Source organism: Peristeroidobacter soli (genome assembly GCF_004138485.1).
In the GTDB taxonomy this organism is placed as follows: domain Bacteria; phylum Pseudomonadota; class Gammaproteobacteria; order Steroidobacterales; family Steroidobacteraceae; genus Steroidobacter; species Steroidobacter soli.
This window is the reverse complement of sequence record NZ_RYEV01000003.1, coordinates 967,172-982,319: the sequence shown is the minus strand read 5'-3', so window position 1 is coordinate 982,319 and position 15,148 is coordinate 967,172. Positions and strand designations below refer to the sequence as shown.

13 protein-coding genes are annotated in these 15,148 nt (G+C 63.2%); 5 read left to right on the top strand and 8 right to left on the bottom strand.

Translation table 11 applies throughout. The features are described 5' to 3' along the window. The first annotated feature begins 18 nt into the window (after window positions 1-18). The gene (locus EKO19_RS13105) at window positions 19-3,588 is read left to right on the top strand and encodes a hypothetical protein (RefSeq protein WP_129776843.1); all 3,570 of its coding nucleotides are present in this window, start codon (window positions 19-21) and stop codon (window positions 3,586-3,588) included. A gap of 59 nt (window positions 3,589-3,647) precedes the next feature. On the opposite strand, the gene EKO19_RS13100 is transcribed toward EKO19_RS13105, so the two are convergent. Then, window positions 3,648-4,478, bottom strand: coding sequence for an AraC family transcriptional regulator (locus EKO19_RS13100; protein ID WP_129776842.1), 831 nt, complete (start codon window positions 4,476-4,478; stop codon window positions 3,648-3,650). A gap of 110 nt (window positions 4,479-4,588) precedes the next feature. Between EKO19_RS13100 and EKO19_RS13095 the strand changes: the two genes are divergently transcribed. Continuing rightward, on the top strand, window positions 4,589-5,017 hold the full coding sequence (locus tag EKO19_RS13095) for an organic hydroperoxide resistance protein (RefSeq protein ID WP_129776841.1): 429 nt from the start codon (window positions 4,589-4,591) through the stop codon (window positions 5,015-5,017). Here EKO19_RS13095 and EKO19_RS13090 read toward each other — a convergent pair. Continuing rightward, window positions 5,014-5,466 carry a VOC family protein gene (locus EKO19_RS13090; protein ID WP_129776840.1) on the bottom strand — a complete coding sequence of 151 codons (453 nt, stop codon included), beginning with the start codon at window positions 5,464-5,466 and terminating at the stop codon, window positions 5,014-5,016. The genes EKO19_RS13095 and EKO19_RS13090 overlap by 4 nt on opposite strands. Window positions 5,467-5,500: 34 nt before the next feature. Then, complete coding sequence (locus EKO19_RS13085) at window positions 5,501-6,340, bottom strand: helix-turn-helix transcriptional regulator (protein ID WP_129776839.1); 840 nt, start codon at window positions 6,338-6,340, stop codon at window positions 5,501-5,503. A gap of 155 nt (window positions 6,341-6,495) precedes the next feature. Between EKO19_RS13085 and EKO19_RS13080 the strand changes: the two genes are divergently transcribed. After that, entirely contained in the window at window positions 6,496-7,677 is a 1,182-nt protein-coding gene (locus EKO19_RS13080) for a multidrug effflux MFS transporter (protein ID WP_129776838.1), read from the top strand. Here EKO19_RS13080 and EKO19_RS13075 read toward each other — a convergent pair. Both EKO19_RS13075 and EKO19_RS13070 read right to left on the bottom strand, forming a co-directional pair. Then, window positions 7,671-8,411 (bottom strand): carbon-nitrogen hydrolase family protein, encoded by a 741-nt coding sequence (locus EKO19_RS13075; RefSeq protein ID WP_129776837.1) that lies wholly within the window; start codon window positions 8,409-8,411, stop codon window positions 7,671-7,673. The genes EKO19_RS13080 and EKO19_RS13075 overlap by 7 nt on opposite strands. Window positions 8,412-8,483: 72 nt before the next feature. After that, window positions 8,484-9,635 (bottom strand): hypothetical protein, encoded by a 1,152-nt coding sequence (locus EKO19_RS13070; RefSeq protein ID WP_157995240.1) that lies wholly within the window; start codon window positions 9,633-9,635, stop codon window positions 8,484-8,486. A gap of 125 nt (window positions 9,636-9,760) precedes the next feature. On the opposite strand from EKO19_RS13070, the gene EKO19_RS39490 reads away from it, so the two are divergent. Together EKO19_RS39490 and EKO19_RS13065 are read left to right on the top strand one after the other, a co-directional pair. After that, entirely contained in the window at window positions 9,761-9,895 is a 135-nt protein-coding gene (locus EKO19_RS39490) for a hypothetical protein (RefSeq protein WP_281281054.1), read from the top strand. A gap of 4 nt (window positions 9,896-9,899) precedes the next feature. Next, window positions 9,900-10,346, top strand: a complete 447-nt coding sequence (locus tag EKO19_RS13065) for a putative toxin-antitoxin system toxin component, PIN family (protein ID WP_157995239.1) — start codon at window positions 9,900-9,902, stop codon at window positions 10,344-10,346. A 14-nt stretch (window positions 10,347-10,360) separates the two neighbouring features. On the opposite strand, the gene EKO19_RS13060 is transcribed toward EKO19_RS13065, so the two are convergent. The 3 genes from EKO19_RS13060 to EKO19_RS13050 are packed head-to-tail and all read right to left on the bottom strand — an operon-like array spanning window position 10,361 to window position 15,143. After that, entirely contained in the window at window positions 10,361-13,447 is a 3,087-nt protein-coding gene (locus EKO19_RS13060) for a hybrid sensor histidine kinase/response regulator (protein WP_175597044.1), read from the bottom strand. 14 nt (window positions 13,448-13,461) lie between these two features. Continuing rightward, the gene (locus EKO19_RS13055; protein ID WP_129776833.1) at window positions 13,462-14,649 is read right to left on the bottom strand and encodes a TonB-dependent receptor; all 1,188 of its coding nucleotides are present in this window, start codon (window positions 14,647-14,649) and stop codon (window positions 13,462-13,464) included. Then, window positions 14,646-15,143 (bottom strand): type 2 periplasmic-binding domain-containing protein, encoded by a 498-nt coding sequence (locus tag EKO19_RS13050; RefSeq protein WP_175597043.1) that lies wholly within the window; start codon window positions 15,141-15,143, stop codon window positions 14,646-14,648. Before EKO19_RS13050 ends, EKO19_RS13055 begins: the two co-directional genes overlap by 4 nt. Window positions 15,144-15,148 lie beyond the last annotated feature (5 nt).

The window sequence follows — 15,148 nt, the reverse complement described above, 5'->3', positions numbered from 1 at the left end:
CAGAAATAAGGACCAAACATGGCACGGGTCATTGGCGGAATCGGGCACACCGTACTGAGTCTTTCGGTGTTGGCGGTGCTGACGGGTTGCGGTGGCGGTCCGGGCGTCACGCAGAATGCTCTGCCTTCGGGTTCTTCCGGCTCCTCCGGCACGGGCTCGAGCGGCGGCAACGCGAATCCCGGTCCTTCGACTGGCGGCTCGGGCACCACCACTCCGGGCGGCTCGACCGGCACGACCACGCCGCCGCCGGTGAACCAGGCGATCGGCGATCCAGCCACTGCCACCGCGAACTCGTCCGTGCTGACGACCACTCGCACCGACACGTACAACATCAACGCCGCCGCGCTGGGCACCAGCGGCTGGCGCCCGACCGCGTTGATGGAAAACGAGACCCGCTATGAAGTCCGCGACGGCGCGAACAGCCCGCGCGTCGCCTTCGACGCAGCCGGCAACGGCCTCGCAGTGTGGGCGCTCGGCGATATCTATGTGAGCCGCTACACCGCGAGCACCGCCAGCTGGTCCGCTCCGGTGGTCATCGATGAAGGCATCGACCAGGCTCATCAGCCGCGCCTGTCCATCGATCGCACGACCGGCAATGCCATCGTGACCTTCACCCAGAGCGACGGCGTCGCCGAGTCCATCTACGCAACTCGCTACACCGCGTCGACCGGCGCCTGGAGCGCGCCGCAGGTTCTGGAGAACTCGAACAACGCGGTCGACGGCGCCGCCGAGAACTCGAACCTGCACGTCAATGGCTCGCGCGCCGCCGCGGCATGGCGTCAGTCGGACGGCACGAACGTCAATGTCTATCTGTCGCGCCTGGAAAGCGGCGTGTGGAGCGCCCCGCTCCTGATCGACACCGGCACCAACCCGGCCCTGCATCCCGATGTCGTCGTCGATTCGAGCGGCAACGTGACGGTCGCCTGGCGTCAGAACGATCCGGTGACGGGCTATCGCATCAATACGCGTCGCTGGGACAACGCCACACAGACGCTGGGTCCTGTGATGCCGATGAACGGCAATGGCGAGCGTCAGCATCGCTTGGGCATCGACCCCTCTGGCAACGTCTTCCTGGTGTGGCGTAACGGCGGTGTGTTCTTCCGTTACTACGACGCGGCGACGGGCACTTGGACCGCGCAGACCGACCTCAGCGCCGGCGTCGGCGGCACCGTGGATGCCGAGCTGTCGGTGGACGCCGCCGGTAACGCGCTGGTGGCCTGGATCGAAAACGCCAGCTCCATTCCGTCGATCTACGCGCGCCGTTACAGCGCGACCACCCACACCTGGGGCAATGCCGAGCTGGTGGAAACCAGCACCGTGCCGGTCAATCCCGACACCTTCATCACCGCCTCCATGAGCGGCAACGAAGCGGTCGTGGCCTGGATCAGCAGCGCCAACGACGTCTACGCCTCGAAGATGAACAACGGCGTGTGGGGTCCGATGACTCTGCTCGAGAATCGCGCCGAAGCGGGTAACGAGCTGACCTCCGCCATCAACGCCGCGGGCAATGCCGCCGTGTTGTGGCAGCAGGCCGATGGCGCACAGCGCTCCATCTACCAGGCGATGTACCAGACCGCCAACTTCATCGTGCCGGCTGGCGCGACCTGGCAGTCGATCGCCAACTCGCTGTACGGCGTGAACAATGCCGAAGCGGGCACCGCGTTGCAGACCGCGATGGGCGGCGGCGCGTTGACCACCGGCGCCATCCTGAGCGGCTTCCCGGCGACGCTGACTGTGACGACGCCGATCCCGGGCTACTACACCGTGCTCTCGACGGACACCTGGGCGCATGTCGCTCAGCGCGTGTACGGCGTGACCGATGCGGCCGCCATCGCCCGCTTGCAGCAGCTGGTGGGCACCACCACGCTGACCACGGGTGCGCACCTCGTCGTGCCGAGCTCCTTCGTCTACACCGAGTCGGCCAACTTCCGCGCGCCGCTGGATTGGACTCGCGTCAACACCACATCGACCACCTATCACCAGCTCAACAACAGCGTGCTGACCACGCCGCTGACCAACTGGTCCACGCAGGTGTTGCTGGAGACGGATCCGAACGAAGCGTTCAACCCGCGCGTCGCCTTCGACAACGCCGGCAATGGCGTCGCCACGTGGCTGCAGGCAGGCAACATCTATGTGAGCCGGTACACGATCAGCAACGGTCAGTGGTCGACGGCTACGGCGGTCGATATCGGCACCACGCCGGCGTACTCGCCGAAGGTCACCGTCGATCGCGTGACGGGCGACGCCTTCGTCTCGTTCTCGCAGAGCGATGGCGTGGCGGTCTCCATGTATGTCACCAGCTTGACGGCCAGCACCAACACCTGGAGCGTGCCGCAGCTGCTCGAGACCAGCAATCTGGCAGTCACCGATTCGTCGGAGCAGACCGCCAGCGCGCGAAGGGGCGCACACGCGGTGATCGCGTGGCTGCAGTCCGATGGCACGGCGATGCACCTGTATATGTCGCGCCTCGTGGCCGGCACCTGGGCCGCCCCGCAGCGTGTCGACACTGGCAATGACTACGGCGTGGGCGACCACCCCGAAGTGCAGGTCGATGACAACGGCAACGCGATCCTCGTGTGGCGTCAGCGCGATGCGGCGACAGGATTCCGCATCAACGCGCGCCGCTGGGACAACACCACGCAGGCGTTCGGCGCGGTGGTTCCGCTCAACATCAACGGCGTGGGCGATCGTCATGCCCGCATCAGCATGGATACAGCCGGCAATGCCATTGCCGTGTGGCGTGGTGGCGGCGCGTACGCGCGTCGTTACGATGTGACCACCGGCACGTGGGGCCCGCAGATTCAGCTGAACGTCGGCGGCGGCGCTGGCACCACGGCTGAAGTCTCGGTCGACACCAACGGCGATGCACTCGCCACCTGGGTCGAGACTGACAGCACGGGTCCGTCGCAGTACGCACGTCACTACACTGCGTCTACCAACACCTGGGGTAGCGCTGTGGCGCTGGAAAACAGCAGCGAAGCCGTCAACATCGACATCGAGACGACGGTGGCCTTCGTCAACGGCAAGGGCATCGTCGCCTGGCCGCAGGCTAACGGTCAGCTCTATGCCGCCCGCTACGCCAACGGCGTGTGGGGCGCGGCGGTCAACATCGAGAATCGCGCTGAAGCCGCGACGGTGACGGTTGCCGCGATGGACGGCAACGCCAACGCGACGGTGCTGTGGATCCAGGCCGACGGCGTCCGTCGTTCGATCTACGGCGCTCGCTCCACCTCTGTGCCGTACTACTCCGTGCCGGCCGGTGCGACGTGGCAGTCGCTCGCCAACACGCTGTACGGCATCGACTCGGTGCCTGCCGCCTCGGCGCTGCAGACTGCGATGTCGAATGTGACGTTGACGACGGGCCTGCACCTGCAGCCGCTGCCGACGACGCTGACCGTGACGCCGCCGACGCCGACGAACTACGTCGTGCAGACCGGTGACACGTGGCAGAGCATCACGTTGGCGCTGTATGGCACGAACCGTAGCGAAGCAGCGACCGCGCTGTGGGACTACCTCGGCCGTCCGACGCTGACGGTGGGCCAGCAACTGCTGATCCCGGCGGAACTGGCTTACACGATCGCGCAGTAAGAAACGTTTAGGGCGAACCAGATCGGGCCCCGTCGCAAGGCGGGGCCCTTTCTTTTGTATCAAGTGTTCGTCTGCGCTTGTTTCCATTCGCGCGGCGACAGCCCGCTTTGAACTTTGAATGCGCGGGACAACGCGGCCTCGCTGCCGTAGCCCACTTCCACCGCAATCATCTTGAGCGAGCGACCTTGGCGGAGTGCCTGCTGGGCAAGCGTCACGCGCCAGCTCTGGAGATAAGCACCAGGCGTGAGCCCGACAGTCTCGCGAAACGCATTCGCGAACACGCTGCGAGACATGCCGGCCTCATCCGCCAGCTGTTCCAACGACCATTCGTTCGCGGGCTGCTCGTGCATGGCGACCAACGCGTTTCGAAGTTTCGGATGTCCCATACCCGCGAGCATGCCGCTGCGAATCTGCCCGCTTTCCATCAAATAACGCAGCACTTGGATCAGCACCACTTCGAACAAGCGATTCACGAGCGCCTGTCGTCCGCAGCGCTGATTGAAGGCTTCATCGAATAACAGTTCGAGCACGCCGTCCGCGCCGTAGATCTCTGCAAGCGGCACGCAGACCGCAGCAGGCAACGCGGCGGCGATTGGATTCGCGACGCCGCCGTCGAAGTGAAGATTCGCGCATGCGAGGTCGGCGCCGCGCTTGGCATCCGTCAGGAAGCGATGTTTCAGTGGCCGCGGATACAACAGCAGACTGGGCTCGACAACATGCAGCGGACTCTCGCCCTCATGCGTTACCTCGACCGGCCCCAGCTTGATGAGATGCAGCTGCCCCGTGCCGGGCAAGGTCGGCACTTCGTTCAGTCCGCAGAGCGCTCCAGAGTGGAACATGTGGGCATGCACCGCGAAGTGCGAGAGTAAAGACTCCAGGCGATCGACCATTTCAGGATTCCCGATCAAGTTTTCAGGATTTTAGGCGACCTGGAGTCCGATGGGCACGCGTAAAGTTCCCCCCACTGACGCACAACACCCCACCAGCCAAGGAGCCCGACATGTCGATCGAGAAAGTTCTATACACCGCCCAGGCCACCGCCAATGGAGGTCGCGACGGCCGCGCCAGGTCTTCGGACAATGTCCTCGATATTCAGCTGTCCACGCCGCGCGAGCTGGGTGGCGCCGGCGGCCCGGGCACCAATCCGGAACAGCTGTTCGCCGCCGGTTACTCGGCATGTTTCCTGGGCGCGCTGAAGTTCGTGGCCGGTAAGGAAAAAGTCGCGCTGCCGGCGGACACCACCGTGACCGGCCGTGTCGGCATCGGCGCCATCCCGACCGGCTTCGGCATCGAAGCCCAGCTGACCATCAAGGCCCCCGGTCTGCCCAAGGAACAGGTGCAGAAACTGGTCGAGAAAGCGCACATCGTGTGCCCTTACTCGAATGCCACCCGCGGCAACATCGACGTGACGCTGGTCGTCGCCGACTAAGCCTCACTGAACAGCGCGGTATAACGCCGCTGCATCTCCTCGACGGTCACGTCTTCGATGTGGCCGCCGAGGAGCCATTCGTGACCAAAGGGGTCCCGTACGGTGCCGGAACGCTCGCCATAAAACTGATTCTGTAACGGACGCACGACGGTGGCGCCGGCCGCGACCGCTTGCTCGAACAACCGATCCACATCGCTGGCGTGAATATGAATCGACACGCTGGTGCCGCCAATCGTCCGCGGTCCCTGAATGCCGTACTCCGGATACTCATCGGACAGCATGAGGGTTGCCGGCCCGATCTTCAGCTCGGCATGACCGACCCGGCCGCTGGGCTCCACCAGCCGGAATAATTCCTTGGCGCCGAACGCGCGCGTGTAGAAATCGATGGCAGCTTTGGTGTCGTGCAGCCGCAGGTATGCGTACACCTCGTGAATGGTCTGCTCGCTCATGGTTGCTCCTGGTCCGCGAGGAAGGAGCATAGTGTCACGCCGGGCGGCGCACGAGTCTTGAAGCTTTTTTACCTGAGCCGACTACGTGGTGATGCTCGCTATTCGGGGCCGGCGGGCAATAAGCCGACGGCGCGACGCCCGCGAGCTCACGGAATTCTCGGGAAAAATGCGCCTGATCCGCATACCCCGCCGCCGATGCCACGTCGGCGAGCCTGCCGCCGCCACGCGCCAGCTGAGTGAGCGCAGTGGAAAAACGCTGGACCCGATAGAAATGCTTCGGCGTGAGCCCGACCGTCGAATGAAACAAATCGATGAAATGCCGCGGGCTGTAGCCGGTGCGCTGTTGAATCTGATCCACGCGCGCCGATACGGAACCGGCATGCAAGGCGTACGCAATGGCGGGATGAATCAACAACGGTCGCCGGATCCTCGCGATCAACTCAGCTTCCAGCGCGCGGCAAACATCCATCGGCTCGCGAATCGCAGCCAGCCGATCGTGGAGATCGAGTCCGCGATAGCCCCACAGCTCCTCGATGGAAACATGACGATCGCGCAATTCATCCAGCGGCACACCGAGAATCTCAGCGGCCATACCAACCCGAAATGATGCGCCGACAATGACACCCGGCGGCTTCGGCCCGGCCATGTAGTAGCGGGACTGCGGGCCATGAATCACGCCACGAGTCCAGGAATGCCACAGCTCCTTGCTCTCGGGCGCGGCCCACTGAATGGCAGAATCATGCAAGGGAATCACGAGCTGCGCCTTGCCCGACGGCAGCATGTGCTCGAGACTCGCGCAGTGCTGGCGACGCTGGCTCAGCCAGATGCAGTCGATCGCAACGTCCAGCGGCCGGGCGGGAGAGTATCGGATCATCGTCGCTCGCCCTCCTCAATCTGTTGCTGACGGGACGCCTGGGATCTCTTTATACTCCGCCTCACCAGCCCCGGGGAATCCGCCCGGCGCTGCTCCCCTTTTTCATTTTCCAGCATACGTCCGACGGCGGGGCGCCCCGACGTCATTGTTCCGGCATGCAAAGACATCCTGTGTTCCTGATCGTGGTGCTCGGCTTCTTGAATGCGCTGACACCGTTCACCATCGACCTGTATCTGCCGGCGTTCCCGCAGATCGCAGCCGATCTGGGCGTGGCCGTGTCGCGCATGTCGCTCAGCGTGTCCGTGTATTTCATCGGCTTTGCGCTGGGTCAGGTGATTTACGGCCCGCTGCTCGATCGCTTCGGCCGGCAGCGCCCGATCTACGGTGGCCTGGCGATCTATGTGCTCGCCACGTTGGGCTGCATGACCACGAAATCTTTCGAAGGGCTGCTGGTGTTTCGATTCATTTCGGCGCTGGGCGGCAGTGCCGCGTCGGTCGGCGCCATTGCTCTGGTGCGAGATCATGTGCCCGCCGAAAAGGCAGCTCGCGCCTTCGCAACGCTCATGCTCGTGCTGAGCGTGTCGCCGCTGCTCGCGCCGAGCATAGGCAGTTTGATCGCGACCGTCGCGGGCTGGCGTGTGATCTTCGCTGCTTTGGCGGTGCTCGCGATCTTCAATCTCGCGCTGGTGATATTCGTCATCCCTCGCACCTATTCACCCGATCCGTCCGTGAGCTTGCGGCTCGCACCGATTCTCAGAACGTTCGGCGATGCGCTCGCGCAGCCGCAGTTCAGGACCTATACGCTCGCCGGCTCATTGTCCTTCGCGGGATTGTTCGTCTTCGTCTCCGGCTCGCCGGCGGTCTTCATGGACGGCTTCGGTGTCGGGCCGGGCGGTTTCGGCGCGATCTTCGCCATCCTGGCCGGCGGCATGATTCTCGGCGGCCAATTGAATCATCTGCTGTTGAGATATCTCGCCAGCGAGCAAGTGTTTCGCCGCGCCTTGTCACTTCAGGTCATCGGTGGCGTGACGTTTCTGGTGCTGGCGCTGACGCTGGATCTCGGCAAGTGGGCGACGGTGGCCCTACTGTTCGTGTTCCTGCACTGTGCCGGCATCACCTATCCGAATGCAGCCGCGCTGGCACTGAAGCCTTTCACCAAGAACATCGGCAGCGCCTCTTCGTTGCTGGGTTTTCTGCAACTGGGAATGGGCTCCATCGCAGCGGCGCTGGTCGGTGTGCTCGATCTGACCGGCCCACTGCCCATGGCCTTCGTCATGGCAACCTGTTCCACCGCGGGCTGGCTCGTGCTGCGCTCGGCTGGTCGTCTGAATCAGTGAGCAAACACGTCGAAGTGACGGCATTCGCCCGGCGTTGCATGGAGCGCCACTTCCATGGACAGAAATGGCTGGTCGGCGCTCGTGGTGCCGAGCACCTGACCTTCCGGTGAAATGATCCACGCCCGACCGCCGAAGGTCCCTGAGCGATTCGACGACACTGCAAATGCATGCGTGCGCTGAGCCAACGAGCACGCTCGCTCGATGCAATCACCCTGCTCCACCATATCTCCCGCGCGCGGGATGGCGAGCACATCGACCGTCTCAGCGTCATAGCCTCTCGGCGCCCACATCTCGCTGCCGATCAGCATGGCGATGCGCAGCCCACGCACTTCCAGCGGAATAAACTCGGCGGTCGCGCTGTCGTACCAGGAGCCTTCGCGCGCCCCTTTGGTGTCGGGAAGAAATGATTTGGCGTGCACCGACAATAGGCCCAGCGGCTCCTCCCACAGAAACCCTTCGTCGTATCGCTCGTTGCCAAAATCGACCGGGCGGGACGCCAGCACGATCGCGGGACTCATCTCGCGCAGCCGATGTTCCCATTCATCGTGGGCATGCACGGCCGCCGCCCACACGCTGCGATCGAATCGATCGGAGCCCGCAAACCAGGCACTGAACGGCATGTCAGGCAGCACGACCAGATCGCTGTTCTCGCCGCGCACGTGCTCGACGAGATCGACCCACGCGGTATCGAACGATTTGCGCCGGTCCGGCAGCTCACAGACGGTGATCTTCATGGCCACACCCCTGCTGAAAAGGCCCGTCTGAAACGACGGGCCACTGCCGGCATTTGTTCCAGCCTGTTCCGCCTATTGCATCAACTTCATATACGCCACCAGATCCTTCTGATCCTGCTCGGTGAGCGTCAGGCCCAGCACGCCGAAGAAGCGGGCGTACTGCTGCATGACTTCCTCGAGCGTCTTCGCTGAGTTGTCGTGGAAGTACGGAGCCGTGCGCGACACACCCCACAACGACGGAATCTTGAAAGCGTTCAGACTTTCGAAGTCTGTCGAACCGTTGATCAGTGCGCGGCCCGGGTCGGGGCTCGACACGGTAGTGGTCGTACCATCGGGATTCGTGAATACGAAGTCGTAGACCGGATTGCCGGCGACATTCATCTCGGACACGCCGACCGTCTGGAAGCGGCCGCCGCGTGCGAACGGCGGGAACGGGCCGAACTCGTTGGTCTCGTTGAGCATCGGGCCGCTGTGACAGTTGGCGCACAGGCCCGCTTTGAAATCGCCTTCCAGCGGCACGTCGAGAAAGAAGCGGCGACCGCGAACTTCCGACGCTGTGCGAGCGGCCGGCAGCTGCGGCGTGGTGCCGAAGTAGGCGTACTTGAACATCGTCATCGAACTGAAGAACTGAGGCGTGTGCTGATACGCGGCGATCAACTCCAGGTCGCGCTGCTTCGGCTCGCGACGCACTTGCGCGTGATCGAAAATGGCACCGCGAGCTTGCGCGACCAGATCGGGCTGCCGGCCGTCTTGCATCAGCACCGGATCGAGCGCCGGCGTATTCAACGTCGACGCAGCGCCGCGCCTCACCACGACACTGCGAGCCTTGGGATCGTTGGCCAGACGAACATTGTCCGGCAGCGGGATGCGCACCAGGAACGTTGCATCGTCGAGCATGCGCTTCGTCCCATGACCCGCGCCGTCATCGCTGCCGTCCGCGAGGAACAGCGGGTCCTTGCGATTGTGAGCATAGCGCTTGCGCGCATCCGCCGGCGACACCGTGCCCGTTTCGCGGCTGTGACAGGTGAGACAAGTGCGACCGTTGCCGCCAAAGGTCTCGCGCTCGAACAGCTGGCGCGCCTTCAGGAAATCCAGCGGACCGCGAAAGAACTCGAGCCCAGCGGCGTCGTGGGCGGAAATGTCTGCTACGCTGTCTGCCGGCTCGCCAGCGGAGGCAAGCGCCGGCAAGAGAATCAACGCCAACGCGAGTCGCCTGGCTATCATTGCAATCTCCTTATAGGCACGGTGGGAGTGATGAGGACGCGCGGAAGTATCTTGAGTCGGCGACCGCATCGAATCGTCCGTAAGACGCACCCGAGGAGCCATGCCCTTTCGGGCGGAGCATCGTCATGGTGATTGAAGAAATCAGGTTCCGCGGCGAATCCCGATGCCTACGTCTGCGCGCGGCCGTTGCATTCAATGAAGAACTCGGCAATCCAGCCGACGCGGCCAAGCCCGCCGCGAAAAAGAAGTCACGCCGCTGATCGCATGAAGCTGGTGCTCGATACCAATATCGTCCTCGACTGGCTCGTCTTCAAAGACTCTCGCCTGTCCGAGCTACAGCGCGCTTGGGAGGAGCGACGCCTGGAGCTCATCACTCACATACCAGCGCTGGATGAGCTGCGACGCGTGCTCACGTACCCGCAGTTCAAGCTCGCGGAGCGCGAGCAAGGCGTTGTGTTGGAAGACTACGAATCTCGCGTTCGTATCGTGTCGTTACCGGACGGCGTGACGATGCAGGATCTCGGTATGCCCCCGGGCTTTCCTCGCTGCAAGGACTGCGATGACGACCACTTCATCGCCCTCGCCTACCATCATCACGCGGACGCCATCGTCAGCAAGGACCGCGCCGTGCTGGATCTGGCCAAGCGTGCTCGGAAATTCGGCGTGACGATTCTCAGCCCGCCGCAGTTGACGACGAAACTCGGCCCATGACGACGACTGCCGGCTCAGCCGAGCTTTCTGCGTAGATCGTCTATCGACGCAACCAAACTGCGGTAGCTGCGTTCGGCCAGCGAGGCTTTGTCGCCCACAGTCGATAAATCGCCGGCGGCCCCCAGATTCTCCAATTCCTGGAACAGCGCCGCCAACGCATCGGCACCAACGGTGGCGGCGTTGGCCTTGAGACTGTGAGCGCTGCGTCTGAACTCCTTCGCATCGCCCGCAGCCAGCGATCGCTGCAGCCCCTCCAGCAGTCGAGGAGTGCTGTCGACCATTGTCCCCAATATCATCGCCGCGCCTTTCGCACTGGCAGCCGAGACGAGTTGATCGATGGCCTCCTGCCGGAACTCCGCCTCCGACATAACGCTTGGGGCGGCCGCAGCCGCCGCTTCCACATGCACCTGCTGACGTAACAGCACCCTGGCGAGTTCGTCGAGCTGCACGGGCTTGCTGATGTAATCGTCCATACCCGCGGCAAGACACAACTCTCGATCGCCGGTCAACGCGTTGGCCGTCATCGCGACGATGCGCGGCTGTCGTTCCTTCGGCAGTCGTTCGCGAATCTGGCGAGTCGCATCCAGACCATCCAGCTCCGGCATCAAAACATCCATGAGGATGAGGTCATACGGCAAGCGGATCGCGGCCTCGACCGCCTCGATGCCGTTCGACACGATGTCCGCTGTTTGCGCGAGCCGCTCCAGCAGCAGCTGCGCCATCCGTTGATTTACAACATTGTCCTCGGCCAGCAGGATGCGCAACGGCGACTGCAGCTGCGAATGGCCGTGGACCCATTGAAAGTTGCGTTGATCCGGCAGGCCGTCGGTTGAGCCTGTCAGCACCGCCGCGAGCGCATCGAAAAGATGAGACTGATGCAGCGGCTTGGTCAACACGCCCTGAACATTCGGTCCCGCCGCGCGCGCGGCTTCATGGGCGGGGCCGTGACTCGCCAGTATCAGAACCTTCATCGACCGCGTGCCCCCCAACGTGGCGATTTCGTTGACCAGAGCTGCGCCATTCATGGGCGTCAAGGAGTAGTCGATGAGCGCCACATCGAACTGCTGGCCAGCGCGAACAAAGTCCAGCGCCCGGGTGGGCGACGGCGTATCCATGACCGTCATGCCCCAGGAATCGCAGTACTGTCGCAACACACCGCGAGTCGTCTCGTTCTCCTCGACGATGAGTACGTGTCGCCCGGTCAATTGAGCAGGGTCCATCACGCCGGGTCGCGTCGGCATGAGATCCGCGGACGCAGCTTCGAGCGGCAGAGTCACTGTGAAGGTCGACCCGGCACCGACGATGCTATCCACCCGGATGTCACCGCTCATGGCTTCGGCCAGACGTTTACAGATCGCGAGCCCCAGGCCCGTGCCGCCATACACCCGAGTCGTGGACACGTCGACCTGACTGAACACTTCGAACAATCGATGATGACGCTCCGGCGGAATGCCGATGCCGGTGTCCCGGATCGCGAGCCGCACTGTGTATCGCTCGTTCTTCTCACGCACGCCGGAGATCTCGACGACCACTTCGCCATGCGCGGTGAACTTCACTGCATTCGACAGCAAGTTGACCAGAATCTGGCGGATGCGCGCCGTGTCGCCGATGAAATAGTTCGGCAGCTGCGGATCGTAGTTGTAAGCCAGCTCCAGCCCCTTCTCCTGCGCCCGATTGGCCAGCAGATCCAGCGACTCCTCGACACACACCCGCAGATTGAAGGCCTGCTGCTCCAGATCCAGCCGGCCCGCTTCGATCTTGGAGAAGTCCAGAATGTCGTTGATCAAGTCGAGCAGCACGCCGCTGCTCAAGCGCGCCATCTCGACATATTCGCGCTGCCGTTCGTCCAGCTTGGTGTCCTTGAGCAGACTGGTCGCGCCGATGATGGCATTGAGAGGCGTGCGAATCTCGTGACTCATGGTCGCGAGGAAGCTCGACTTCGCCGCGCTCGCAGACTCGGCTTGATTCAGTCGTTCGAGCCTGGTGGCCAGCAGCCCCGCCGTATGGCGCAACACATCGACCTCGTCGGAGAAACGCGAATCCATCCGGTCCGCGCCCAACAAGCCACGCGCCTCCGCAAACCTCTGCTCGGCGACCACGGGCAGCGCTCGCGTCACACGAACCAATCGGCGCAGCACCGGCCACGCGACCAACAGCAACGCCAACGATGAAAAAGTGAGGCCGACGGCGATCGCCAGCGTCATTTTCCGCGTGTCAGCGAGAATGCGTGCCTGCGCGGCCGTGTCGTCGACGATGAACAAAGCCTCGGGCCCACCATCCTTACCCACCAAGCGCGGCGGCAATGTATGTATTTGCAACAGATAACTGCGCTCGCCGGCGAGTTTCGCCACCCGAACATTGAGAGGCGGCGGCGATCGTTCAAAATTCAATTCGCTCAGGACCGGCACCAGCGTGGGCGCGTTGGTGAGCACGCGCACGTGCCGCCCCCACAACTGCGGCAAAGATTGATCACTGGAGGTATCGCCGGATTCCATCAACGCCACATCCGCGCCCGCGACCCGCCGAAATCCTTGCAACTGATCCGCGGCGAGCTGACTCACGATTATCGCGATCTCTCGCCCGTCGCGATCGAACGCCGGCACGAAGGCATGCAACACACATTCGCGCACGCAAGTCAGCCGGGTCATCGGCCGATGATTGGATCGCAGATCGCGCAAGACATCATCGATGTTCAAAGGCAGCGTAGCGCCGACGCTGCTGGTCCACCGCGCAATCGGCTGGCCCTCCGCGGTGTAGTACTCGATGCGAGTCAACGCGGACAGCGCACCTACGGTCGGCGACAGATCGACCAGATCGCTCGACTGCAACTGAGTCGTGCTCGTCACCGCCGCCATGTTGGTGGCCAGACGCGTCAGCTCATCGCCGGAGCGTTCGAGCAGCGCGTCCAGCGACATGCCGAAGCGATTCATTTCCTCCTGACGGTTGCGCTCGTTCTGCTCCTGCAGGCTGTTGTAGCCGAGATAGCCGAGGTAGGGATAAGTCGTGCCGAGCAGGATGATCAACAGCAGCAACGCTTTCCACATCAAGCTCAAACGCGGCCGCATGCGGCCGGACGCTTCAGTGGCAGGCGGCGGAGCCATTGGGTTCATGCCGCTCAGAATTTGTAGCCCACCATCAGCATGAGCATGGACCAGCGTTGGTGGCGCACCGGCGGCGGATTCTCCAGCGACTGCAGCGCCGTCGTACCGTTGATCCAATGATGCTCGGCCCATGCTCCCCAATGCTCATCGGGTCGCCAACTGACGCCGACGGTGAAATCCTCGGCGAACTGCGTGCCGCGATCGACGCCGGGATTGGCAGCCGCGAACTCCCTGCCACTGCGATCGTGACGATCGCGATAGGTGCCGTCGATGCGCGCCAGCGCGGTCCACTTGGAACTCACACGATATTCCGCTTGCAAATAGCCGCTGTCGGCGGCCAGTCGGGAATGGAAATACGGCGCGCCACCCAGTGTCAGCCGATTGTCGTTGCCGGTCAGCACATACTCGGCGGTGACAATCACTCGCTCGGCGTTGTAGCGAGCCGAGAAAACATGCGCATCCACATCCAGGCGTCCGGCCAAAGCGAACTCCGGAGGGGTGCTCAAGCGCAGCTGCCCGGTGAAATAGCTATAGGCGAATTGCCAGCGGCCGCCGTCGATCGAGTCCATGAGCTGGACGTTCCAGGAGTTGCCGATGCGCAGGTCGAACGGCATGGGCAGGATGACCAGCAACCGCTCATCGCTCTCGCGCACGTCCCGCTCGGCGTTGATGGTGCCAGTGAACGTCAGCTCGTGCTGTCCGGCGACCTTGCCGCCGTAGATCTGCGCGCCGGGTGACGTGAAAACCAGGCTGCGTTGGTTTTGATTGTCGTTGTAGACCGAGGGCAGCAGGATGCTCGGCCGCGTGAAGACCACGTCACGAGTTTCGTTGTAGAACCCCACGGCGTTCTTCACTTTGCCGGCACGGAACCCCGCTTGAACGGTTGCATCCGAAAGCACGCGATAGTCCGCGACCGCGTAGTCCAGACGAGGCGAGCCATCGTCGCTGATGCCGGCATCGCGAATCGCCGCCTGGACCGCGAACGACAGATTCGGCTGCACTTGTACGGCCGCATTGATGCCCGCCTCGTAATAATTGAAGCTGCCATCGGTGCTGTCGCCAAAGAAATCATTGTGCTGACTGAGCACAAAGCCTTGCGCGGCATAGCCGTGGACCTGATAGTCGATCGCGCCCGCCGCGCCGCTGAAAAAAATCGCGGCCAGCGCAACTGCCACTCGCACGTCGAAACCCTGCTTGCTCATGGGGCGGCGCTCGTCATCAACCGCAGGGTTTGCCATCTGGGCGGCGCGAAACGATTCTGCGATGACGATTCGCGCTTGCGCACGAAACCGATCGCACCGGGCGTCGCACGCACCCGCTCCATCATCTCGTCCTCCGAGCGCACCACGGTCGGAGCAAAGCCGGTACCGGTAAAGACCATGCGATCCCAGGCCCGGCGCAACACATAGGAATACATGCCGAGTCGCTCCCGATAGAACTGATCGCTGAGCGGATTGTCATCGGGCAACACGAACACCCGGATCGGCGAGCCGTCGGGCCATTCGCGTACGCGCATCGTGAATACCGCCCGCAGCAGGTCGCGATCCAGTTTCATTCTCGCCAGCGACGGACTGACGATGACTTCGACATTGAGTGCCGCGTCCTGCGCGCCGGCGGCGCCCGGCAACATCAACAGCAACGCCACCAGCAAGTGACGCAGCCGCTGCAAGACCGGTGGATGAACGGTGGAACTCACGTGAC

Bases quoted from the DNA above. Each gene is read 5' to 3' on its own strand.
- EKO19_RS13060 (WP_175597044.1), bottom strand. From the start codon at position 13,447: ATGGCTCCGCCGCCTGCCACTGAAGCGTCCGGCCGCATGCGGCCGCGT.
- EKO19_RS13095 (WP_129776841.1), top strand. From the start codon at position 4,589: ATGTCGATCGAGAAAGTTCTATACACCGCCCAGGCCACCGCCAATGGA.
- EKO19_RS13105 (WP_129776843.1), top strand. From the start codon at position 19: ATGGCACGGGTCATTGGCGGAATCGGGCACACCGTACTGAGTCTTTCG.
- EKO19_RS13100 (WP_129776842.1), bottom strand. From the start codon at position 4,478: ATGGTCGATCGCCTGGAGTCTTTACTCTCGCACTTCGCGGTGCATGCC.
- EKO19_RS39490 (WP_281281054.1), top strand. From the start codon at position 9,761: ATGGTGATTGAAGAAATCAGGTTCCGCGGCGAATCCCGATGCCTACGT.
- EKO19_RS13055 (WP_129776833.1), bottom strand. From the start codon at position 14,649: ATGAGCAAGCAGGGTTTCGACGTGCGAGTGGCAGTTGCGCTGGCCGCG.
- EKO19_RS13080 (WP_129776838.1), top strand. From the start codon at position 6,496: ATGCAAAGACATCCTGTGTTCCTGATCGTGGTGCTCGGCTTCTTGAAT.
- EKO19_RS13070 (WP_157995240.1), bottom strand. From the start codon at position 9,635: ATGATAGCCAGGCGACTCGCGTTGGCGTTGATTCTCTTGCCGGCGCTT.
- EKO19_RS13065 (WP_157995239.1), top strand. From the start codon at position 9,900: ATGAAGCTGGTGCTCGATACCAATATCGTCCTCGACTGGCTCGTCTTC.
- EKO19_RS13085 (WP_129776839.1), bottom strand. From the start codon at position 6,340: ATGATCCGATACTCTCCCGCCCGGCCGCTGGACGTTGCGATCGACTGC.
- EKO19_RS13090 (WP_129776840.1), bottom strand. From the start codon at position 5,466: ATGAGCGAGCAGACCATTCACGAGGTGTACGCATACCTGCGGCTGCAC.
- EKO19_RS13075 (WP_129776837.1), bottom strand. From the start codon at position 8,411: ATGAAGATCACCGTCTGTGAGCTGCCGGACCGGCGCAAATCGTTCGAT.